Here is a 23,326-nt window from a genome sequence, read left to right as displayed (position 1 = left end):
CATTATTGTCTCATTTTTTGAGACAGTGAGTCTCAGAGTCGAGTAATTATCTGAACAGCGTTCGATTGTATGATGGCACCAAAATTAGGGAGCCATCTTATGAACCGTCTATTCAAAACCACAGCGTTAAGTGCAGCGACACTCGCGCTGCTTGGTTGTAACCAAAACCAAACCACATTCGCCGAACCTGAATCTCCTCGACCAATACAAGTCGTCGAAGTAAAGGACAGCAACTCCGCCTCAAGCAAATCATTTAGCGGCATTGTTCACGCCAAAGAAAGTGCTTCTCTTTCTTTTCGTGTACCAGGCACGGTAGAAAGCGTTTTGGTGAAGAAAGGCGATCATGTCGAGAAAGGGCAAGTCATTGCTACGCTTGACCCACACGATTATCAAGTCTCACTAGAAGAGCTACAAGCTCGTATGCTGGAGGCAAAGTCCGCACATAAACTGGCGAAAGCGGAGCTTAAGCGCGTTAAGCAAGCAACTGACGATAATGCCATTGCTAGCGTTAATTTAGACCGTGCCATCAGCGGTTATGAACGCAGTCTATCCGCTGTCAAAGTGGTAGAAAAAAACATCCAGCGAGCGGAAGACGCACTGACTTACACCACATTACGCGCACCATTTTCTGGCAACATTGGTGAAGTCCGTATTGATGCTTTCGAACAAACCCTGCCTGGCGTGAGCGTGGCTACGATTCAGCAAGATGGGCAATGGGAAGTGGATATCGATGTGCCAGAAAATATGGTTCGACAGTTTAACCTTGGTCAATCTGCAGCACTTTCTTGGTACGGTGCTGAGCAAACCTACAGTGCAAAAGTCGCCGAGATTGCTCCAAAAAAGCATTTAATCAAGCAAACTTATCCTGTCACGCTAGCGATCGATTCTATTTCTAAAAACTTGTTCAATGGTAAAGCGGTTACGGTAACGACCTCGTTCCAACCGAATCAATCAAGCCACTGCTTCCCATACTCTGCCATTTTGGGCGAAAAGAAGACCCTACACGTCAACGTGGTGCGAGATGCTGTCGTACACAGTGAACCCGTTAACTTGCAATCCATCGATTCTCATCAAGCTTGTGTTTCCGGCGATTTCCAACAAGGTGACTATGTCGTTATCAGCGGAACTCACTATCTCAAACCAGGCGATAACACGCCAAACCTAACCATCAAAACGCTATAGGTTCAAACCATGATCAATTTAGCCGAATTCGCGATAAGACAGCGTACTTTCGTGTTGTTCTTCATCGCCTTAAGTGTGGTGGCGGGTATTTACTCCTACTTCGACCTAGGGAAATTAGAAGACCCAAGCTTTACCGTTAAAACCGCTGTCGTGGTGACCTTGTATCCGGGAGCATCGGCTCAAGAAGTCGAACAGCAAGTGACCGATACTATTGAGACTAAGCTGCAAGAAATGGCAGAACTGAACCGATTACGTTCATTGTCTCGTCCTGGAATGTCGATGGTATTTGTCGATTTGAAAGAGAGTCTCAATTCAAAAGCGTTGCCTCAGCAATGGGACTTACTGCGACGTAAAGTGAACGACGTGAAGCTACAACTGCCTTCTACGGCACAAATCAGCATAGTTCAAGATGAGTTTTCTGAAGTGTACGGCATGCTTTTCTCTATCCACAGTGAAGACGCAGCACCAGAAGAATTACGTCGTTATGCAGAAGAGCTTCAGCGTCAAATTAAGGCAGTAAAAGGCATCAAAAAGATCGAACTTCACGGCGTACAGCCGCGTGTCGTGCACATCGATATGCCTGATGAACGTTTAGCACAATACGGCTTATCTGTTGCGCAAGTGTGGAACCAGCTCAGCACACAAAACATGACCTTTGAAGCGGGGAGATTCGACGCAGGAACCGAGCGTATTCGCATCACGCAAACCAGCGAGTTTCAATCACTAGACGATATTCGCAACTTGGTAATCAAAGGTGGCGTAAGTGAACTAGGCACAGGTCTAATTCGCTTAGGTGACATCGCCGAAGTGAGTATGGGATACCAAACTCCCGCGCTGACAGAAAGTCGATTTAATGGTCAACCTGCCGTGACTTTAGCGGTGAGTCCTGTTGAAGGCATTAACGTTGTGTCATTGGGCGATACTATTCGTGACATTATCCATAACTACGAGCAAACATTGCCGCTCGGCGTCGATATTTCTACCGTCGCTTATCAGCCAGAGGAAGTACAAAAAGCCATTGATGACTTCGTGGGCAACCTACTGGAAAGTGTCGGTATCGTATTCGTGGTGCTGCTGGTCTTCATGGGCTTTAAAAGCGCAACGATTGTTGGCTCAAGCTTGTTGCTAACAATCTTGCTCACGTTGATTTACATGAACATCGCGGGAATTGATTTGCATCGTGTCTCGCTAGGTACCTTCATCCTTGCGCTAGGCATGTTGGTAGATAATGCCATCGTGATCACTGACATGATGATCGTGAAGCTGAGCAAAGGCATTGAGCGCACTCGTGCTGCTATTGATTCAGTCAAGGAAACGGCGGTACCACTACTTGGTGCCACCATCATCGCCATCATGGGTGCAAGCCCAGTATTGTTTTCGAAAACTGACTCGGCTGAATTTGCTGGTTCAGTATTCTACATTGTTGCTTCATCGCTGCTACTGTCTTGGCTGGTAGCCATGACCTTCACCGTATTGATGTGTTGGATGTTCATCAAACCAACACCCGCGGATGAAGATGCCAAACCAAGCCGATACAAGCAATTAGTGTTTTGGACAGTCGACAATCCGATGAAAGCACTGACGGCATTGATTCCGCTGATTTTAGTGACTGCATTTGCCGTGCCCTATGTAGCGGTAAACTTCATCCCACAATCGGATCGCCCTATCGTGTTCCTAGATTACTGGCTACCAAATGGCGCCAAGATTGAGCAAACCTCAGCAGACATGCGCAAAGTCGAACAGTGGCTGCTCAAGCAACCTGAAGTAGAAAGTATTTCTAGCTACATGGGCGCAAGTGCACCTCGATTCTCTGTGACTGTAGAACCCGAACCGTTTGATCCCGCATATGGTCAGATTTTAATTAATACCAAGGATTACGCAGGCATCAGCCAACTTGTTGAACGTGGTGATAAATGGCTGCAGAACACATTCCCGGACGCAGAGCCCCGCTTTAGAGCGCTGAAGCTCGCAACCTCGGACAAATACGCAGTCGAAGCTCGCTTCTCTGGTCCAGATGAAGTAGTACTGCATCAGCTAGCGGATCAAGCAAAAGCCATTTTTGCTACTCATCCTGATGCAAAATACGTTCGTGATGACTGGCGCCAAGAGAGCAAGGTTCTCAAACCCATCATCAATCAAGACAAAATGCGTCAAGCTGGTATCAACCGTGCGGACATCGCCTTTGCTTTGAAACGCGCTTCTGACGGCATGCCTTTGGGACAGATGAATCTCAATGATGAGCTCATTCCAATTCAACTGCGTGGCACTTCTCAAAACATGGCGTCACTGGAAACATTACCTGTACGTTCACTACTGGGCATGCACAGCGTACCTCTTGGTCAGGTGGTTGATGGCTTTGAGTTAGTACCAGAAGAGAGCATGATTTGGCGTCGTAACCGAGTAAAAACCATCACTGCGCAAGCGGGTGTCGCACGTCACTCGACACCAGCGACAGTAAGAAATGCAGTGAAAGATCAGATTGAAGCCATTCACCTTCCTGCGGGCTACAGCTTGGAATGGGGTGGAGAGTTCTACGACGAGCACAAAGCTGTTACGGATATCTTCAAGCAATTACCGAAAGCGATGTTAATTATGGTGATCATTTTGGTCGCGATGTTTAACGGTTTTAAACAACCAATCATCATTTTTGCGACTTTGCCATTGGCCGCAACGGGTGCAACCTTTGCTTTGCTTGGCTTTGATAAACCATTCGGTTTTATGGCATTGATTGGTGCGGTAACGCTGACTGGGATGATCATTAAAAATGGCATTGTATTGATGGATCAAATCGAACTAGAGCGAGCAAATGGACGCGCATTAGTCGATGCCATTAAGGAGGCTACCGTCAACCGAACGATGGCGATTTCTATGGGGGCATTAACAACAGCCCTTGGAATGATTCCGCTGCTGTCAGACCTATTGTTCGACCAAATGGCAGCAACCATTATCGGTGGCTTGGCAGCAGCGACAGTATTGTCATTGTTCATCATGCCGGCACTGTATCGCTTGGCATACAAAGAAAAGCCACAAACAATCCACACTGACGCCAAACTGAAGGAGGCGTAATCATGAAAAAGTTCGTTCTTGCGCCACTTGTATTGGCCATGAGTTTATCCGGTTGCGCTGTTGGTCCCGACTACCAAGCGCCAACCATAAGTATGGCTGAAACCTATCTTCATGCAGAGCAAAGCAACGTCAACCAGGTTAGCGAAAAAGAAGCCTTTTGGTGGACGGAATTTAATGATCCGACGCTGAACGATTTAGTCCTTGATATGCAAAGCCAAAACATCCCGTTACGAGTGGCAGCAGAGCGCATCAAGATGGCTGAGAACTACAAAACCGTTGTAGAGTCATTCAAAGTACCAACCGTTAATATTGGCGCGGGTTACTTCAACTACCAACTGAGCAAAAATGATTCTCTGCTGGGTCCTGCACTCAACCCGATTGGTGATTCAGCAGCAGGTTTACCGCCGCAGATTGGCAACACGACACTATTAGATAATCAACATGATGGCGTTTTTGCTGGTGCAAGCATCGCATGGGAAGTGGACTTATTTGGGCGTCTTGAGCGTCAATCTAATGCGGCAAAGATTCGTGTAGAACAAGCTGAAATCTATCAGAGTGGGCTCACCACATTGCTCACCGCTGATTTGATCCACAACTACTTACAATATCAAGGTGCAACAGAACGTCTCGCGTTGGCAACATCCAACCTAGAGGACCAACAAAAAACCATGGATTTGGTCGAAAAGGTGGTTCGCAGTGGTTACGGTTCCGAGCTCGATTTAGCCCAAGCTAAAGCAACATTGGCAGCAATGGAATCCATCATCCCTCAATTGGAAATCGCACAACAAGTGCACAAGCATCGCATTGCGGTACTACTTGGTGAGCCTTTATCGAAAGTCGAGATACGACTCGCTCAGACACAAACAGTACCTACCATGCAAAATGTGGTACCGATTGGGCTGCCTTCTGACCTGTTGCAGCGTCGACCAGATATCCGCATTGCGGAACGTGAAATGGCTGCCATCAATGAAGAACTCGCAGCCAGTGTGGCCAATCAATATCCGAAGTTCTTCCTAACAGGGGCGCCAGGTGTTTCAGCGTCTAGCTTTGATGACTTATTCAGTAGTGATTCATTTGGCTGGGTAGGCTCAGCAGGTATCAGTTGGAATGTATTTGACGGAGGTCGTGGTGAAGCGTTAGAGAAAATCAACCAAGCTCGTTTTGAATCCGCCACCTTGGCTTACCAACACGCCGTTGATTCCGCATTTACAGAAGTAGACTCGACCCTATTTGCTTACGGAAGAAGCCAAGAGAACCAACGCCGAATTGAAGAAGCGCTGGAGGCAACGGACAACGCGGTCAGCAAAGCGAAATCACTCTATCGCGCAGGTTTAATCGATCACTTATCCGTCCTTGATGCACAGCGACAAAAACGCATGATGCAAGACCGTCAGCTTGCTGCCAAATTGCAAACGGCACAAGTTACCGTCGCACTCTATAAATCATTAGGCGGTGACTGGGCGTTGGAACAACCACCACAACAAGACGGTAAGTAACGCGTTTTTGTAAAAACGGTTTTGGGGAGAGGATCAGATTCATCTGGGACCTCGAATCTGCCCTCTCCTCTTTTTTATATAAAGTCGCGCATTGATACGCATTTCCTATAGTTAAAAGGATTGAAATCAGAGAGTAAGGAAGGAACTCCCTCATGATGACACTAATTTTTGTACTATTGTTAATCGCGATGCTCAGTGCATTTTTAGGCAAGAAAGCGATGGGTTATGCCTTCTTTGCTTCCTCCGTGCTCATTGGGCTGTATTGGTTCAACCACCATGCAACCGATCCTCTAGCTATTTTGTTGTAGGGGGCGTTGATATGAATCGCAACTATTTGGCTTTACTCAATACCCTCGGATTACTCGGCATGACCGCCGTGTTGTTAATTGGTTTTGTTCTGCAATTTGTACTCAATGAACTGCCTTGCCCATTGTGTCTGTTACAACGCATTGGCTTTGTCATGATCATGTTCGGCTTCCTACTGAATGTGGTTTACGGTCCGCACGCTCGACATTATGGCGTGGTTCTAATTGGCACACTTTATGGCGTAGCCACATCGCTAAGACAAGTCTCACTGCATGTCATTCCGGGAACGCCTGGTTATGGTAGCCCTATCTTAGGTATGCATTATTACACTTGGGCGTTTGTCTTGTTCGTCGCGACTATATTTGCGGTGGCGGTCATCCTTATGCTCACCAGTAAAGAAGAGTCACCGGAACCTTACCAAATGAGCAACCTTGGTCGAATTGCTTGCCTGTTGGCTATCTCCGTTGTCGCACTTAATGCCATCGGTACATTTGCCGAGTGTGGTCCATACCAATGCCCTGATAACCCAGAAAGCTACTGGCTATTTAATTAGTTTTTTTCTGAGCTGATTCGACGAGGAGTCATGCATAGGCTAACGCAACCTTGTATCACTCCTCTTTTCTATCTGTCATGGGAATACCATGCTCAGAGTAATCCGACTTGGTTCAAATTCATTAGTATGCAACTGGATGTCATTCAAACATGTCAGTATGTTTAGAGGTAAACGTACCGATTAATTCTCTCATCATGTTTTATTAGAACAGGAGTGGTTATGAACTTTGTCGACGGTGTATTACAAGTCGAATCCTTTCTCGCGGTGACTCTTGGAATCATCGTTTTATTCTTAGGTAGGCGATTAACGCAAGCGAGTACTTTCCTTAAAGAATTCAGTATTCCAGAACCGGTTTCTGGCGGTATTTTGGTGTCCGTACTGTTTGCGGTGATTCATTACGTTACCCAAATTGATGTCCAATTCGATCTCGCGACTCGTGACCTACTCTTAGTGTATTTCTTTACCACCATCGGCATTAACGCAAGCTTGCAAGATCTGTTTAAAGGGGGAAAGCCTTTATTAATTCTGCTTTCGGTCACCATCGGCTATATGTTGATTCAAAACCTTACTGGTATCGGAATCGCCACCATGCTCGGTCAACCAGAAGCGGTTGGCTTGCTAAGTGGCACAGTCTCATTAATTGGTGGGCATGGCACTGCTATCGCTTGGTCACCAAGGATTGCAGAAATTTTTGACCTAAATACCGCCATGGAAATCGGTATCGCTAGCGCGACATTCGGTTTGATCTTAGCAAGCTTAATGGGAGGACCTATTGCTAAGTACCTGATCAACAAACACAACCTCAAACCCGCGAAAGTTGAAGAGATGGATGTCGGTACCGCGCAAGATGAGCCTCAACCCTCGATCAATGCCTATGACTTTTTAGACGCGATGTTAGCGATTCATGTATGTATTATCTTAGGTGCAATCTTGAATGAAGGCGTCAGCAGTTTAGGGTTAGAGCTGCCATTGTTCGTAACTTGTCTGTTTGCTGGTATTCTGATTTCTAACCTGATTCCTGCTTCTTACCCGCGCCTAACAGGAACGCGCTGGCCGGCTAGAAAACCCGCGGTTGCATTGATCGCAGATATGGCGTTAGGAGCATTTTTGGCGATGTCTCTGATGAGTATGCAACTATGGGCTTTGGTGGATTTGGCAGGACCGATTTTCATCATTCTTGGCGCACAGTTTCTTGTCGCTATTTGTATCGCGATTTTTGTCGTTTTCCCTTTGATGGGAAAAAACTACGATGCGGCGGTGGTTTGTTCTGGTTTTGGTGGAATTTCTCTTGGTTCCACTCCAACGGCGATGGCAAATATGTCGGCAGTCGCACAGAAGTACGGTAACTCTCACCAAGCGTTTATCATCGTGCCTTTAGTCTGTGCGTTTTTTATCGACTTAGCCAACGCACTGATCATTCCATACTTCATCAATTGGATTGGATAATTAAAACGCCATCTGGTTAAAAAGAGGACACTTCGGTGTTCTCTTGCTTTATTCAAGCAAATATTGCTACCACTTCCCCCCTCACTAAGTTGTATAATGTTGACCTTGAAATATTTTGTTACGAACTCTGTAACTCTTGAGATGAACATGAACAGCAGCAGATGGGTTGGCCTATCAATTGGCACCCTCTTTTTAATCGGAACCCTTATTCTTTTTGGTTCGACCGTACACGCCTCTTGGTACAAGATCCCAATGGAAGCCGTGAATGGCATTGCTTTTACCCTGTCATTCGGCTTAGGGCTGAATCACTTGTTTGCCTACATTTCTGCGTTTATTACCCTTGCAGCCTTATTCTATCTTGGTTATGCAATAGGTTACCGTATCCACCAAAAACTCAAGTAGACATCTCAAACTTAAGACTCATTTTCATCACCCCGAATAGTACTTAAGTACTAGTTTTTCCTCAATAATTTACCGGTTAACGCACTTTTTACGCGGACATATTGAGATCGGAGCATTTTCCCGAAAACCGTATAGTTTTATGCAACCCCGCCTCATAGAATAGTTTATAAAAACGGCAGTAGGTATCGAGCAACTATATGAAATGCAGTGTCGCTTGCAGACGAGAAAAACGCCCGAAAAAGCATATGCGCCTCGCATTTCCTTATTTATGCGGGGCTGGTTCTATGTTTCTCTCGTCCTCCATCCACACTCAACCCATACAGAATCCTCTCTCTGACTGCCCATTATTTGCTGTTCCTTTGAGACATAACTATGGACAGAACGCAGTTCACCAAAATTTTTACGCGCTACTATATGCGCTCCACAAGTCTTGGGATTCTTATCACCTTAGTCGCTTGTGCAATCAGAGGGGTTGATTATGTTGTATACCTTCCTTATATATTTTCCGCGATGGTCTGTCTTGCCTACCTTTGGGTGGGCAAATCATTTGCACTCGAGCAAAAGCATCAGTCTGTTGTCATCGCTCTGATCCTCGGCTACACCCTCACTTTTTACCTGTATTACTTCTTAGGCGGGCACTTTCTCTTCTCTTCGTTAGTCACCGTGAATCTCCTTTTAACCCTGATTGAGTTTGGCGTATTTTGGTCGGCACTCACATATGTCTTATCAATGGCAATCTGCTTTAACATTGATTTGATAACCGCAGGTAATTACCTGTTTAAACTACAGGGTTTAAGTGAGTTCTCCATTCGGAGCACGTTTCTTTACTTGTTCAATCTCTTTATTTACCAAGGCTTGCGCTCCATCGAGTGCTATTGGTTTAGCGCCTGGCAAACGCAATATGAACAAGTTGAAAAACTAGAAAGACTGCTCGAGATTGACGAGCTAACAGGGTGTTATTCCCGATTCAAAGGCAATCAGTTGATCGAACAACAGATACAACGAGCTCAACCGTTTACTCTGTTATATATCGACTTAGATGGCTTTAAATCGGTGAATGACGAATTCGGTCATGACGCCGGAGACAAAGTACTACAAATCACCGCCCAGCGTATTTTAAACCTACTCAGTGGTGGTCAGTTCGCAACAAGGATAGGTGGTGATGAGTTTATTGTTTGCCTCCCTGAGCTAGAAAGTACAAAGGACTTAGAACAATTTCAGTCTTCGCTGCACCAAGCGTGTAGCGCACCTATTTTTATCCATTTTCAAAACGTTCACATCGGTTTGAGTGTTGGTATTGCACGTTTCCCTTATGAGGGCAATAGCAGCGATTCCTTAATCCAGCACGCAGACCAAATGATGTATCTCACTAAAAGATCAAGAACATAGATTTGCGACTCATACCGAGTCGTTTCAAGCAATCAAAAATATAATGAGTTCAGGACGTAGATATATGGTTAGCAAGTTAGAATTTTCGCATGCTGTTGCAACAATTCGAAAGGAGAGAGGTTTAACTCAAGGTCAGTTGGCAGACGAGTTAGCGCGGAGTTACAGTGCTTTTGAAAGCTTAAATCAACCTACATTAAGTCAATGGGAAAGCGGAAAAGTCACACCGAGTTTATTAAAAAGGCTCGCCTTCTCTCATTATATTGGTGAGCAATATCAATATACCTCAAGCGAGTATAAGCGCGTTAAAGCCTCGCAAAGTAAAAACATTTATTTAAGCTTTAAAGACATTGTTTATGAGTATCAAGTCACCGATGTAAAGAGTTGCTCACTCAATCAAATAAGCGCGTCGGAGTATCAACAAATTGATGCAGTCCACAAGCAGTTAATCACCCCAGGCGGTATGGCAGATACGCTCAATCAATTTGATGAATCTTCAAGTAAGGTACGCCTGTATTACTGTAAAGGCATGTTAGTCGGACACCTTATTTATCAAGAGCTGAGGTCTGAATTTAGGATTCTAAGCTTATGGCATTTGGGGCGCTCTATCCTGAAGTTTTTAGTCACCGATATCATCCAAGTCATGGGGAATGCGGTTGTCCACTTTCCGGTTCATGAACCCGTGGTAAAGCAACTTTTATTCGACATTTTTATACGGGATTTCTATCACCATCGGCGAGTCACGTACTTCAAAGCACCCGCCACTCAAATATTTGAAAACCCAATGGTTAAACACTGCTTCGATGGATTCTTAGATCTTGTTTTGTATCGGTTCCATCAAGTAGGAAATGAATTTATGCAGTCTCGACAGGAGGCCCACTAATGATGAATAACAATCCAACCACCAACACCATCTTATTATTCACTTGCAACAACATTCAAGGAAGAGGCTTACAGACGACAATCGAACAACAGCTTGGTCAACCAGTCCTCTTGGCGAAAGGATCAAGTACTGATCTTCCTGTTTATCGCGATGAACACTATGTTGCTATTGTCGACAGTTCACTGCCAGATCTCTCTGGGGTTAAAGTCGTGCTCAACGAGCTCGATCACGTTGATGCGACCGTTTTGGTTAATGCCGAACCTAATTTGGGCATCGAGAGTCTGCTCTCTTGGTCGAACTTAAAAGGTCTGTTTTACTTCGATGAAGATTTTGACAAGGTGATTCGAGGATTAAAAGGCGTTGTGAATGGTGAAAACTGGCTCTCACGCGACATACTCAACCGTTTAGTGAGCTATCTTGTAAACTTAAATCACTCGGTTGCTGAGCTCGACACGAAACTCGAAATTGAGCTAACTCGACGTGAAATGCAAGTACTTACAGCGCTTTGCCAAGGAGGTTCTAACCTCGATATCGCCGACTCGTTGTTTGTAAGTGAGCACACTGTGAAGTCGCACCTCTACAGTATCTTTCGCAAACTTGAAGTGAAGAATCGAATGCAGGCGATCACTTGGGCAAAACGAAACCTGTTCTAAATCAAGCCGTTCTCAGGCTGAGAAATCAAAAGGGAGCACGGAAGCCCCCTTTCAAAAGTGCTTTCCGTTATTGCATCAAGTGGTAAACACGCAGAGACTCTGCCATTGCCGCCCAATCGTCACCCAAGAATGTTAACGTAACGGGCTGGTTTGCCAATAAAGTGATGCTTGAATCTTCAAAGCGCCCAGCCGTATCACACTCCAAATGAACAAAAAACGCCGCTTTATTTGCCCGTAGGGTCACTTGGTTTGCTTCAATCGTTACTTCAATATTTGCTTTAACCATAGGTAGCGTCTTAAGTTCATGAGTGCTAAACCAGGTATTGTTGATCCGTTCATCACCCACCTGCGCTTCCACATACAAGAACCCAGACTTCAGGTCGCCTAAACCAACTAGGTCAACCTGCTCATCTAAAGACCAAATGACAGTATTGCTATCATTCGTCACCGTTTTCTCTATCTGCCAAGTTTTCTCAATTTCGCCTTGCCAATTAACCCAATGAAGTTGAATATCCGCACTAACTGGTATTTTGGCATCGTTGAGCAGATGCAGGCTCAAGTTGCCTGTGTGTTCCGAGAACACGAAATACTGAGGTGCAAAGAAGCGTTTCGCATGGTAATGCAACTGCTTCCAACGACCACTGTATTCGATGCTAGACCATGAACTCACAGGCCAGTTGTCATTAAGTTGCCAATACAACATGCCACGACATATCGGTGTGATGGCTCGCCAATGGTCACACGCAGTTTTGATAGCCATCGCTTGCTGCACTTGGCTAAGGTATAACATTTGCTCAAAGCCGCTAGGAAAACGGAAATATCGGGTGAACATCTCAGTAATGATGCTGTTACCACGTGGGTTCTTTTGGTGCTGCTCAAAGGTAGGTGACGTAACGTTCCAGTCTTGTTCCGGTACAAACTGTTTTGCTTCCGCAAACGAAGGCCAAGATTGGAAACCAAATTCTGAGCAAAAGCGAGGATTAATGTTTAGGTAGGCATTAAATGATTTTCCTGAATGCCACACATCCCAAAAATGCATGTCACCTTTACTGTCATCATGCCAAGCATCTCCGAAGTCCAGTTCACCATTACAAGGAGAGCTAGGCCAAAAACGACGAGATTCGTCTAACTGTCTGATCACCTGCTCTATCATGCGGTTGAGACGGTCATAGTTCACCGTATATTTCACTTTGTTATGCTTGGATTCGTCATACCAGCCAATAGCTCCAATAACTTCATTGTCGCCACACCATAACGCAATAGATGGATGTTCTTTTAAGCGTGGAATTTGGAAACGCAGTTCTTGTTCAACTTCTTTTAAGAAGTCATCGCTAGAAGGGTAAAGCGAACAAGCAAACATCATGTCTTGCCAAACTAACAGCCCCAGTTCATCACACAAGTCATAGAAGGTTTCACTCTCATACTGCCCACCACCCCAGACACGAATCATGTTCATGTTGGCATCAACGGCACTTTGTAAAAGCGTTCGGTAGCGGGTTTCGCACTCACGCCCCGGCATGGCATCGATCGGAATCCAGTTCGCCCCCTTAGCATTAATCGGAGTGCCATTAATGATGAATTCCATCGCCGATCCATGTTCATCAGCTTGATTATTTAAGCTCAACTCTCGTAAACCAATCTTACGGACTAGAGTTTGTTCACCAGAAGTGACTGAAATGGAATAGAGGTGCGCTTCGCCATAACCTGCCGGCCACCAAAGCTTAGGTTCGCTTACAAGGAACTCACAGTGATAGTGACCACTTCCTTCGGTTTGGAGCACTTGTCGTTCACCATTAAAATTAACAATGATTTCATGACATTGATTGCCAGCCTCTACCTCTATAAGAACGTCAACCAATACACTTCCATCTGTCTGCCATTGCTGGTTTGTGGAGAAGCTTTTTAACCACACGTCCTCGACAACATCGATTTGAATCGGGTCATAGATACCCGAGACCATCAAACAAATGCCCCAGTCCCAGCCCGAATGACATTGAGTTTTGCGAATCAAGTTCATGTGCGGGATCTGGTTGTTCCCCATCGCCGAAGGAATAGGAAACGACAGTTTCTTTGCTCGCTCTGCGCCTTCTAAGTCTACGCGAGCAAACTCAACTCGAATCGTGTTAGTGCCTTGTTTTAAGTAAGGTTTAATATCAAGATGTTGTTGGGCAAACATGTTGCTGCAAGTTAGTACTTGCTCACCATTAATGTAAAACGTCGCTAAAGTATCAACACGAGTAAATGTCATCCAAACTTGTTTGGCAAAGAGCACTGCGTCATCCACATCAAACTGACGTGAAATATGCCAATCACACGTTTCAATCCAACGAACTTTCGCTTCGTTATCCGCAAAATAAGGATTAGGGATGAGCTCTGCTTGTAACAACGCAGAAACGTTGTCTCCAGGCAAAGTCATTGGAATATCGATATCTGGGTGCTGTGGTGAAGTTAACTGCCACATTCCATTGAGTTCAACATGAGCCATAGGATAAGACCTTTAATTTTTATTAGAACAGGTTGGCTCAATGTAATCCTGAGATGTCCTTGCAAGAATAAGGGAAATGTCATTTACGTATGAAATGCGGCGCACTTCACGCAAAAAATCTCTACCCCAAAATCAGTAATTTGCTTCAGATTTCCATAATTAATCTGGCTCTACGGTTATATTGGTGTGCTCAACGTGCTAGTATCAGCGGCTTTTTGATCATCCTCACACTTTTCGAGCTATTCGTGTGAGGGAAATGCACGGCTTCCGAGCCCTAAAAAGCGAAGTAATTATGTCAAATATGACGAACGCCGCCTCTCATGCTCCTATTCAGGAGGCAGACTATTCTGCGATTCATCCTCCTTCCCTTCTCAAGCGTCTTGAACTCACTAACCCTGTTTTCTGGTTAAGTGGTAGCTTCCTCACTGTGTTTGTTTTGCTAGCTCTAACGAATACAAACTCTCTGACCGCAATGGTTAATGCAGGCTTTGGCTTTGCAACTCAATACTTCGGTGCCTTCTGGCAAGTATTACTCCTTCTGAATTTCCTTATTGGTTTGGCTATTGCGCTAGGTCGTACGGGTTACGTACGCTTAGGTGGTTTAGCGAGACCAGATATCGATACCTTTAAATGGCTATCAATCGTACTTTGCACCCTACTTGCTGGTGGCGGTGTATTCTGGGCTGCAGCTGAGCCTATTGCTCACTTTGTTTCTGCACCACCTTTATATGGTGAAGCCTCACCAAAAGCCTCTGCAATCAATGCGCTTTCTCAGTCTTTCATGCATTGGGGCTTCCTTGCTTGGGCTATCTTAGGTTGTCTTTCTTCTGTGGTGTTAATGCACCTTCACTACGACAAAGGTTTACCGCTTAAACCACGCACTTTGCTGTACCCTGTGTTTGGCGACAAAGCGATTCACGGTCGAATTGGTGATGTCGCAGACGCGTGCAGCATCATTGCTGTAGCCGCTGGTACTATTGGTCCAATCGGCTTCTTAGGTCTACAAATCAGCTACGCATTGAACTCTCTGTTTGGTTTGCCAGATACCTTCATTACTCAAAGCCTGGTGATTGTCGCTGCGATTCTCATGTACACTTTGTCAGCGCTAAGCGGCGTGAGCAAGGGCATTCAACTTGTTAGCCGTTACAACATTGTGTTGTCTGTAGCATTGATTGGTTACATTCTGTTCTTCGGACCAACTAGCTTTATTGTGGATGGTTACGTACAAGGCATTGGTCGCATGGTTGATAACTTCTTCCCAATGGCGCTTTATCGTGGTGACACAGAATGGTTAAGTTGGTGGACGGTTTTCTTCTGGGGTTGGTTTATTGGTTACGGACCAATGATGGCGATTTTCATTGCTCGTATTTCACGAGGCAGAACCATTCGTCAGTTGATCCTCTCTATCAGCATCGCTGCGCCTTTGATCACCTGCTTCTGGTTCAGCATTGTTGGCGGCAGCGGCTTGGCCTTCGAGCTAGCAAACCCAGGTTTGATTTCATCAGCATTCGAAGGCTTTAACCTTCCCGCAGTTCTACTTGCCATTACCTCTGAATTGCCATTCCCAATGGTGATTTCAGTATTGTTTTTGATCCTGACTACGACTTTTATCGTAACGACTGGTGATTCAATGACTTACACCATTAGTGTCGTGATGACGGGTTCTACCGAGCCAAATGCCGTTATTCGTTCATTTTGGGGCTTGATGATGGGGGTGGTGGCAATCGCACTTATTTCTATGGGCTCAGGTGGTATCTCTGCACTGCAGTCTTTCATCGTCATTACGGCAGTACCCGTGTCTTTTATTCTGCTGCCAAGCATTTGGAAAGCACCAAGCATCGCGAACCACATGGCGAAAGAGCAAGGTTTGATTTAGTACGTTACTGAGTACGCAGCCTTAACTAAATGAAAATCGGCCCCGATGCATAACCTGTGTCGGGGCCGAATATTATGGTTTGGATTCAAAAAGTTTCACTACTTACAGATGAAGTTTACGCAGTTCTTTCTTATCCACTTTACCAACGCTGGTCTTAGCAATCTCGTCCACTATCTTCACTTTAAGTAGTAATGCTTCTCTAGCAAGAATCCCTTTATTGATGAAGTCTTTCGCAAAACCTAACAGTTCCTTTTCTGTGACTTGAGCGTCTTCTTTCAATGTCACCAAAGCTAACGGCACTTCACCCCACTTGTTGTGCGGCATACCAATCACCGCAACTTCGGAAACACTCTGATGCTGGTGGAGAATGTCTTCAAGCTCTAAAGAACTTACCCACTCACCAGATATCTTAATCATATCTTTTACGCGGTCAGTGATCTTGATAAAGCCTTCGTCATCAATATGCGCCACATCACCTGTGTGCAGGTAACCGCCACGCCATAGTGCTTTAGAGTTTTTGTTGTCTTTGTAGTAGTTAGGCGTTAACCAAGGTGCACGAACAACAATTTCACCAGCGGTTTCGCCATCATGAGGCAGTTTGTTCATATCCTCATCCACAATATACGCTTCTACAAGCGCAACTTTCTTACCTGTCTTCGAGCGATATTCCGCTTGTTGGTCGACATCTAACTCTAATTGCTCAGGCGTCAATTGGACGATAGAAAGAATAGGTCCAGTCTCACTCATGCCGTAACCAGCAAATACGTCGATATCACGTTCTAGAGCTGATTTACATAATGCTTTTGGTAGCGCAGCACCACCAATGACGACTTTCCACCCAGAAAAGTCCATCGCCTTCGACTTTGGAGAGCTCAGAAGTAGATGCAAAATAGTCGGCACACAGTGTGAGAACGTCACCTTCTCTTGCTCAATCAGGTTAAGCAAAACATCTGGAACATACTTACCCGGGTAGACTTGCTTAACACCAAGCATGGTTGCCATATATGGAAGCCCCCAAGCATGGACATGAAACATCGGCGTAATCGGCATGTAGATGTCACCTTGATGCAATCGACCTTGTGAAGCGTTGGTACCGATTGTGCTTAATATACCCATAGTATGAAGAACAAGTTGACGATGCGTGAAGAAAACGCCTTTTGGCAATCCTGTAGTACCCGTGGTGTAGAAAGTTGTCGCCACCGTGTTTTCATCGAAATCAGGGAAATTGTATTCCGTGCTTTCCTGTTCAAGAAGGCGTTCATACTCACACTCTTCATCATCACGTAACACAACGTAGCGAGTGACCGTATCAATGCGCCCTTTGATCTGGTCTAAGATTGGTAGAAACTCTTCATGAATAAGAATGATGTCATCTTCGGCATGATCAATGGTGTAAAGGATCTGTTCTGGAGACAAACGAACGTTAATCATGTGCAGCTTGGCACCAATCATTGGGATAGCAAAGTAACACTCAAGGTAACGGTGGGAGTCGTAATCCATCACAGCAACCGTATCGCCTTTTTTCACGCCCATTTTGGTAAGCGCGTTGGCAAACTGTCTTACACGGTCATGAAACGTTTTGTAGCTATGACGGCGGTGGTTAGCGTAGACGATTTCTTGCTCTGGGTTGAAAGCAACTGGGGAAAACAGCAAGTTTTTAATTAGTAACTGATAATTGGATGGATCATTTACATACTGGTTCATATCGGGGGTTCTTTTTGTATTTTTCTTAACGTTCGCTTTGCGAGTGACTCTATTATCGCTCAAAAGCGTGACTGTATTCAGTACACAAGAATAAGATTAGATTCGAAAGTTCTATTGTAGCTCTCTAACGCCAACTCAGAAATGCTTCATCCCTAATCATTGAAACTAAGTTTTGTGATAGTCCGGAGAAAGTGCAACGAAACCGTCACAGTTTGTCGTTAGCATACCTCACACACTCATAAGCCTCGCTCTATACTGAGCGACAAGTTACATCGTCCTCAACCCAACCAGTGAGAACCAAACTATGTCCAAACCTTTGTATGTATTTGATATGGATGAGACCTTAATCAACGCAGATTGTGCAATGATTTGGAATGAGTTTTTGGTGGAGAAAGGCATCGCAACTGAGCCTAACTTTATTGAGGAAGATCTTCGCCTAATGGGCTTGTACGCAGAAGGGAAAATGGAGATGGAAGATTACCTAGCGTTTTCCATGAAGCCAATAGAAAACATGCCGATTAAAGAAGTCAACGCCTTGGTTGAAGAGTGCGTTGAAAAGCATATTCTGGCTAAACAGTACCCTCAAGCCAAAACGCTCATTGAACAACTGTCTGGTGATGGTATTGATATGGTCATCATCTCTGCAAGTGTCACTTTTTTAGTGACAGCTGTTGGACGACATCTGGGTATTCCGACTGCTCTTGGAATTGACTTGGTGGTGGCTGATAACCGCTATACCGCAGAAATCGATGGAATCCCAAGTTACCGAGAAGGCAAAGTTACCCGATTAAAACAGTGGTTGGCGACGCAGGCAAAGTCCTATTCGGAAATCCACTTCTATACTGATTCAATCAACGACTTGCCACTGTGTGAATACGCAAATTACGTCTACCTTGTGAATCCATGCCCTCGCTTAAAAGTGCACGCTGAAAGACCGAATTGGACCTTGTTGAATTGGGGTTAGTGACGCTTTCTAATTAGCTAGAATATTACACCACTACGCAGGCGATCCTCAGCAAGACCTAAAGGCAACAGTTTCTATTCCTAAAACCAGCCAAAATATATACCCAAGTGACTTCAAGATGCAGGATTCTGAGCAAACTGCCTTGGGTATATAGATGAAACCAACTTAAAAAGTCATATTAGGTCTAGATTATTAACTACTTTCTAGCTAAATCTATTTTGATTTTATGCTGCGCTATCTTGATATTTATTTATCAAAAATCTATAGGTTGGCTCTGGAACAATCTTTCTAATTCCTTCAAAGTCACCTGATTTTAATAATGCTCGCACTCTAGAAGCACTGATCACCTCATTATTACTAGAAATTCGCTCGATAATTTCAACCTCAATACCGTACTTTGGAAGCAATTCTTGCATCTTCTGGTTATATTGATTTGTAATCATACATTTCGGCTCATCACCTAAGAATATCTTCGTAATATTCAATTTTGGTGCAATATATTCGCAAAAGAACCAAGCTTCCATTGAAGCGTCAGCTTTTGCTTCATTTGTCTCTTTGTCGAAGTAATCTGGATACGTCAATTCAGTGCAAATGAACTTGCCTCCTCTTAAAACAGTTACATTTTTCAAGTGGCTTGTACTCTCTGTAACTAGTCGTAGACGGTCCTCAAAACTAAAAAACGACTTATCTTCCTCGATAACAAAAATAAATAACTTGTCGACATTTTTAGCTGCATACTCAAGTAGATGTAAGTGTCCTTTTGTTATTGGATTACAATTAACAGCAACACTACCTATTTTTAGGTCTAAGTCTTGAGCATGCTGTTCAAGTAAAGACAAGTAGTTTTTCATTTCGCAAGATTCTAATGATTGTGCTGTTTTTCTAAATAAAACATATTTAATGTTTTCTAATACTTGAAAGAATTTACCACAAAGAATTATGTTAGAATTTTTAGTTACATCTTTATCTATTATTGGCAACAACATCTCTTTTGCTATTGATTCTCCCAAAACTCGATTTCCACGTGGTGAAAAATGACAGTGGTTTTTTGCTAAGTCTAAAAAGAAATCATCCCCACGGTCAAATTTATTAAGATCTAAATTATAAATTGAGTCATCCTGACATCGACTAAATTCGTCATAGTCAAAGAGCACAACAATATCACCTTCCTTAATATCTGTCTGCACCAGATTATTGATTGCAAGTAGTAGATTCAGACCTTGTACACCATGGTTTTCAACTCTAATGTTATCTTTATATTTATTAATCTCTTTTTGAACTTGACTAACGATTGTATCTTCATTGCATGTACCAACAGAATATGTCGTCGACGTTCCAAAAAACAATATACGTTTATCATGAACATCAGGCTGATATATTGTTGTTCTGATACCATTTTTAACAGAGACATATGGATTCTCCATATCTCTTAGTAGAACTTTCGTTGCTTTAATTATTGGTGGCTTAGAATTAAAAAGAGCATTAAAGTCTACACCTTGATAGTCTCCATATATTTTTTTAATGTAATCTGGCGCATTATTTTCCCTACTCCACCTTGGACGCTCTTTATTGTATAAGTCTATATCTGAAAGTAGCATTCTTTCTGTTTTATTTTTATTTTTTAATTTTTCACCTTTACCAGAAAGGAATATTAAAATTGGCTTAGCGCCTTTACTTTCTACATAATCTTTAACGAACTTAACTTTATCATAATCACAAACGGTCTCATTAATACCATCAATAATTTTTATAACATCATCTAGTATTTCAGATTTATCATTAACGGTTGTTATTTCAGATTTATCGACTTTTGAACTTAATACATATAAATTTTTTAGAATATGATAGTTATCGGCTCCTGAGACAGATGCATATATAGATTCTGCATACTTAACTGCATTTTTATAATCACCAACTCGACAATAAAGTTTTTTTAACTTTCTGTTTTTTTCTATATTAGTTTTGTTTGATGTTATAAAATTTTCCATTAGATATTTTGCTATTCTCAATCTAACTGATAATTTTCTAAAGTCCATGCCTGCAACCTAAATTCACAAAATAAATACAAAAACAATCTGACATAAGCCAAACCTATGAAGATTATCACATGTCAGACCACTGAATTGTAATGAAATGTAATGATTGGTAATGGTGATGTGAGCTAACAATAGTTAGTTTAGATACCCAAACTTATTAACAACAAGGTCAATTAAGAAGATCGAACAAGTAGAAGACAAATGCAGGACATAAAACATACTATTTGATGTTTTTGTGACTTGAAGTTAAGCACTTCGAGACATAATTGAAGCAGCTAAGTTTAACTAACTTCAATCGGTTTGTTTCAAGACTTAATAACACATCCAAAAAATTGACAATACTAACAATAAAGAAGTCTAATTGCTCTATCCCATCATTACTCATATGTTCACGCAACCTCTCGAAACGGTTGCCTTCTAACGTTATATTTGAGCTTACGGAAATTAGAGTCAATGAGAATATTAGGAAGTCATACTTTTAGCGGATAGCATACAACCTTGACTTACTTTAGAAAGACGAGTATTGAAAGAATAATTCTACGAGATGTATATATCAATATTAATCTGAATAAATAGTAGCTTATTGGCTTTTCTTACATTTTCCTATCCTGAATTTATTTTACGAGATAGGGAAGTAATTATAAAAATGACACCAAACTTGTAATTAAAAAACAGTATTAACCATATAAAACATCGCAAAAAAGATAATTAAAAAATCTCATATCAATTGATATTTTGTGTAATTATATCTACTTTTTTTTCTAGCTTAGAGTCAATACAGTTTGACATTTCCAATCGTTCTAACACTTCTTTTTCAAATGTCTCGTCAGCTCTTTCAATCCATTTCAAAAACTTTTTTTGGGGATAGCCATATTGAGTTGCGTACCAAAACTCAATACTTAGGCAAAATCCATCTTTGATAATTAAATTATATACTCGACTAAACTCCCCTTTATACTTTAAACTTCCTTCCAAATACTTAGAAAACGTATATTTTCCTATTTTTACGTTTTCACACTTTATTGGTGGATAGCTATAGTAAAAACTATCGATAAGATATTTTTCTTTTTCCAATATCATTTCTTCAGATTCCGGGAATTCTCCCCATTGACGATTTGCTCTTTCAATAAAGTCTCTCATTGACTCCGTATGCTCTCCACGAGTAGAGTCTGAACTTGGATTCGGATCATGATAATATTCAAAATATTCTTTTTCTAAGTAGCTTGAGAGCTGATTACTTGTTTTTATATTTCTGTCTATCGACTTTATTTTTATTTTAATAAAAAGATCTCCTTGCTTATTAACCGGAGCAATAGGATTAAAAATCACTCGACTAAAAGAAAAGTTTACAGAAGCCAATTCAATTATTTTTTCATGACCTTCATGAAACGAATTATCATCAAACTTGTCTAGATCAACTACATCATCATATATTGAATATTCATACATATTGTCTGGACATAAGAATAAAACAATGAAATCATCAACTTTAAATATATGATGAAACAAACTAGAAAACTCTGGCTTTTCTTTGAAACCATCTTTTAACTGTTCTAAAAATTTCAATTTTATACTCATTTATCAAATACACTTTTTAAAAATTCAACTCTATAAAATATAATCATTCAAAACATTATTCAATCCTCCAATTCTTGCCTAGATATGAATCGATAAAAGGTGATATTTCTAATCGTTTCAACACTTCTTTTTCAAATTTTTCGTCAGCTCTTTCAATCCATTTCAAAAATTTTTTCTTAGGATAGCCATATTGAGTTGCGTACCAAAATTCAATACGTAGACAGAACCCATCTCTGATGATTACATTATATACTCGACTAAACTCCCCTTTATACTTTAAACTTCCTTCTAAATACTTTGAAAACGAGTGCTTTCCTATTTTTACATTTTTACACTCTATTGGTGGATAGCCGCGGTAAAAGCCATCGATAAGGTATTGTCTTTTTTCTGATATCATTTCTTCAGATTCTGGTGCTTCTCCCCATTGACGATTAGCTCTTTTTATAAATTTTTTCATTAACTCCGTATGATATCCACGTTTAGAATCCGAACTTGGATTTGGGTCGTGATAAAAATCAAAATACTCTTTTTCTAAATAATCTGATAGTTGTTCTGTTGTTTTCACATGACTATCTATTGATTTTATTCCTAACCTAACGAAAAGATCGCCTTGTTTATTTACAGGTGCTATAGGGTTAAAAATAACTCTACTAAAAGAAAAATTAACATAAGCCAGCTTGATTATACTATCATGATCTTCGTTAACTGAATTGATATTAAAATTCTTTAGTTCAATCTTGTTCTCGTATACTGCACCTTCAAATATGTTATCTGGGCATTCAAATAAAATAACGAGATCATCAACCTGAAACGCATGATAAAACAAATTAGAAAATTCTGGCTTTCCTCTAAAACCATCTTTTAATTGATCTAAAAATTTTAGTTTCATACTCATTTTATAATAAATACTCGTTGTAAAATGTCAGTCATATAAAAGAAAACTAATCAAAATAACTGAATGACTACAATTAATTTTATCCATATTTTCAACTAAATATGAATCGATGAAAGGCGATATTTTCAATCGTTTCAACATTTCTCACTTACTAGGACACGTTAAATCTGATTATAGAAAGACCACACGAACGAAGGGTCGGTAGAGACTCTTTGATGATTACTAATTTTTCCGCGCTTAGTTAGTGTTTTATGTATCATCTTCATCTCACACAATAAGCATCATTAACGCAGCATGGTAATTGAAAACAGATTCAGTTCGAGATGCTTATGAAGAGGAAATACTGATTTTTCGATTGACTAGAGAATTATATCTTATTGAGAAACATATCGTTTTCATTGATGTTAGCTTACTC

General features: G+C 42.1%; 17 protein-coding genes. 12 read left to right on the top strand and 5 right to left on the bottom strand.

Annotated elements, in window-relative coordinates:
* Positions 1 to 99 precede the first annotated feature (99 nt).
* The 10 genes from J4N44_RS19175 to J4N44_RS19130 all read left to right on the top strand — a co-directional run bounded on the left by J4N44_RS19175 (position 100) and on the right by J4N44_RS19130 (position 11,373).
* Positions 100 to 1,182 carry an efflux RND transporter periplasmic adaptor subunit gene (locus tag J4N44_RS19175; RefSeq protein WP_029790137.1) on the top strand — a complete coding sequence of 361 codons (1,083 nt, stop codon included), beginning with the start codon at positions 100 to 102 and terminating at the stop codon, positions 1,180 to 1,182.
* Between the two features lie 9 nt (positions 1,183 to 1,191).
* Positions 1,192 to 4,248: an efflux RND transporter permease subunit gene (locus J4N44_RS19170; protein WP_252045609.1), complete on the top strand. Its 3,057-nt coding sequence runs from the start codon at positions 1,192 to 1,194 to the stop codon at positions 4,246 to 4,248.
* Between the two features lie 2 nt (positions 4,249 to 4,250).
* Positions 4,251 to 5,744 carry an efflux transporter outer membrane subunit gene (locus tag J4N44_RS19165; RefSeq protein WP_252045608.1) on the top strand — a complete coding sequence of 498 codons (1,494 nt, stop codon included), beginning with the start codon at positions 4,251 to 4,253 and terminating at the stop codon, positions 5,742 to 5,744.
* Between the two features lie 152 nt (positions 5,745 to 5,896).
* Positions 5,897 to 6,052 carry a DUF5993 family protein gene (locus tag J4N44_RS19160; protein WP_252045607.1) on the top strand — a complete coding sequence of 52 codons (156 nt, stop codon included), beginning with the start codon at positions 5,897 to 5,899 and terminating at the stop codon, positions 6,050 to 6,052.
* An 11-nt stretch (positions 6,053 to 6,063) separates the two neighbouring features.
* Entirely contained in the window at positions 6,064 to 6,603 is a 540-nt protein-coding gene (locus J4N44_RS19155; protein WP_172581360.1) for a disulfide bond formation protein B, read from the top strand.
* 219 nt (positions 6,604 to 6,822) lie between these two features.
* Positions 6,823 to 8,049, top strand: coding sequence for a sodium/glutamate symporter (gltS, locus tag J4N44_RS19150; protein ID WP_005451274.1), 1,227 nt, complete (start codon positions 6,823 to 6,825; stop codon positions 8,047 to 8,049).
* A gap of 147 nt (positions 8,050 to 8,196) precedes the next feature.
* Entirely contained in the window at positions 8,197 to 8,451 is a 255-nt protein-coding gene (locus J4N44_RS19145) for a hypothetical protein (RefSeq protein WP_026000163.1), read from the top strand.
* 372 nt (positions 8,452 to 8,823) lie between these two features.
* Positions 8,824 to 9,840: a GGDEF domain-containing protein gene (locus J4N44_RS19140; protein ID WP_353505868.1), complete on the top strand. Its 1,017-nt coding sequence runs from the start codon at positions 8,824 to 8,826 to the stop codon at positions 9,838 to 9,840.
* A gap of 64 nt (positions 9,841 to 9,904) precedes the next feature.
* Entirely contained in the window at positions 9,905 to 10,720 is an 816-nt protein-coding gene (locus J4N44_RS19135; RefSeq protein WP_005451271.1) for a helix-turn-helix domain-containing protein, read from the top strand.
* Positions 10,720 to 11,373 (top strand): LuxR C-terminal-related transcriptional regulator, encoded by a 654-nt coding sequence (locus tag J4N44_RS19130; RefSeq protein WP_005451270.1) that lies wholly within the window; start codon positions 10,720 to 10,722, stop codon positions 11,371 to 11,373. Before J4N44_RS19135 ends, J4N44_RS19130 begins: the two co-directional genes overlap by 1 nt.
* Positions 11,374 to 11,440: 67 nt before the next feature.
* Here the strand turns inward: J4N44_RS19130 and J4N44_RS19125 are convergent, their stop codons facing one another.
* Positions 11,441 to 13,858 carry a beta-mannosidase gene (locus tag J4N44_RS19125; RefSeq protein WP_252045605.1) on the bottom strand — a complete coding sequence of 806 codons (2,418 nt, stop codon included), beginning with the start codon at positions 13,856 to 13,858 and terminating at the stop codon, positions 11,441 to 11,443.
* Positions 13,859 to 14,150: 292 nt separating this feature from the next.
* Between J4N44_RS19125 and J4N44_RS19120 the strand changes: the two genes are divergently transcribed.
* Positions 14,151 to 15,734: a BCCT family transporter gene (locus J4N44_RS19120; RefSeq protein WP_195724084.1), complete on the top strand. Its 1,584-nt coding sequence runs from the start codon at positions 14,151 to 14,153 to the stop codon at positions 15,732 to 15,734.
* Between the two features lie 102 nt (positions 15,735 to 15,836).
* On the opposite strand, the gene J4N44_RS19115 is transcribed toward J4N44_RS19120, so the two are convergent.
* Complete coding sequence (locus J4N44_RS19115; RefSeq protein WP_252045604.1) at positions 15,837 to 17,438, bottom strand: long-chain fatty acid--CoA ligase; 1,602 nt, start codon at positions 17,436 to 17,438, stop codon at positions 15,837 to 15,839.
* A 304-nt stretch (positions 17,439 to 17,742) separates the two neighbouring features.
* Between J4N44_RS19115 and J4N44_RS19110 the strand changes: the two genes are divergently transcribed.
* On the top strand, positions 17,743 to 18,402 hold the full coding sequence (locus J4N44_RS19110) for an HAD family hydrolase (protein ID WP_252045603.1): 660 nt from the start codon (positions 17,743 to 17,745) through the stop codon (positions 18,400 to 18,402).
* Positions 18,403 to 18,626: 224 nt separating this feature from the next.
* Here J4N44_RS19110 and J4N44_RS19105 read toward each other — a convergent pair whose 3' ends face one another.
* From J4N44_RS19105 to J4N44_RS19095, 3 genes are all read right to left on the bottom strand, one after another.
* Positions 18,627 to 20,438: a nucleotidyl transferase family protein gene (locus J4N44_RS19105; RefSeq protein WP_079324978.1), complete on the bottom strand. Its 1,812-nt coding sequence runs from the start codon at positions 20,436 to 20,438 to the stop codon at positions 18,627 to 18,629.
* 723 nt (positions 20,439 to 21,161) lie between these two features.
* Complete coding sequence (locus J4N44_RS19100; protein WP_252045602.1) at positions 21,162 to 22,004, bottom strand: DNAase; 843 nt, start codon at positions 22,002 to 22,004, stop codon at positions 21,162 to 21,164.
* Positions 22,005 to 22,071: 67 nt separating this feature from the next.
* Positions 22,072 to 22,905, bottom strand: a complete 834-nt coding sequence (locus J4N44_RS19095) for a DNAase (protein WP_252045601.1) — start codon at positions 22,903 to 22,905, stop codon at positions 22,072 to 22,074.
* Positions 22,906 to 23,326 lie beyond the last annotated feature (421 nt).

The organism is Vibrio sp. SCSIO 43155 (assembly GCF_023716605.1).
Lineage (GTDB): Bacteria > Pseudomonadota > Gammaproteobacteria > Enterobacterales > Vibrionaceae > Vibrio > Vibrio harveyi.
The sequence above is the reverse complement of the archived record's forward strand: the minus strand, read 5'-3'. Positions and strand labels throughout refer to the sequence as shown.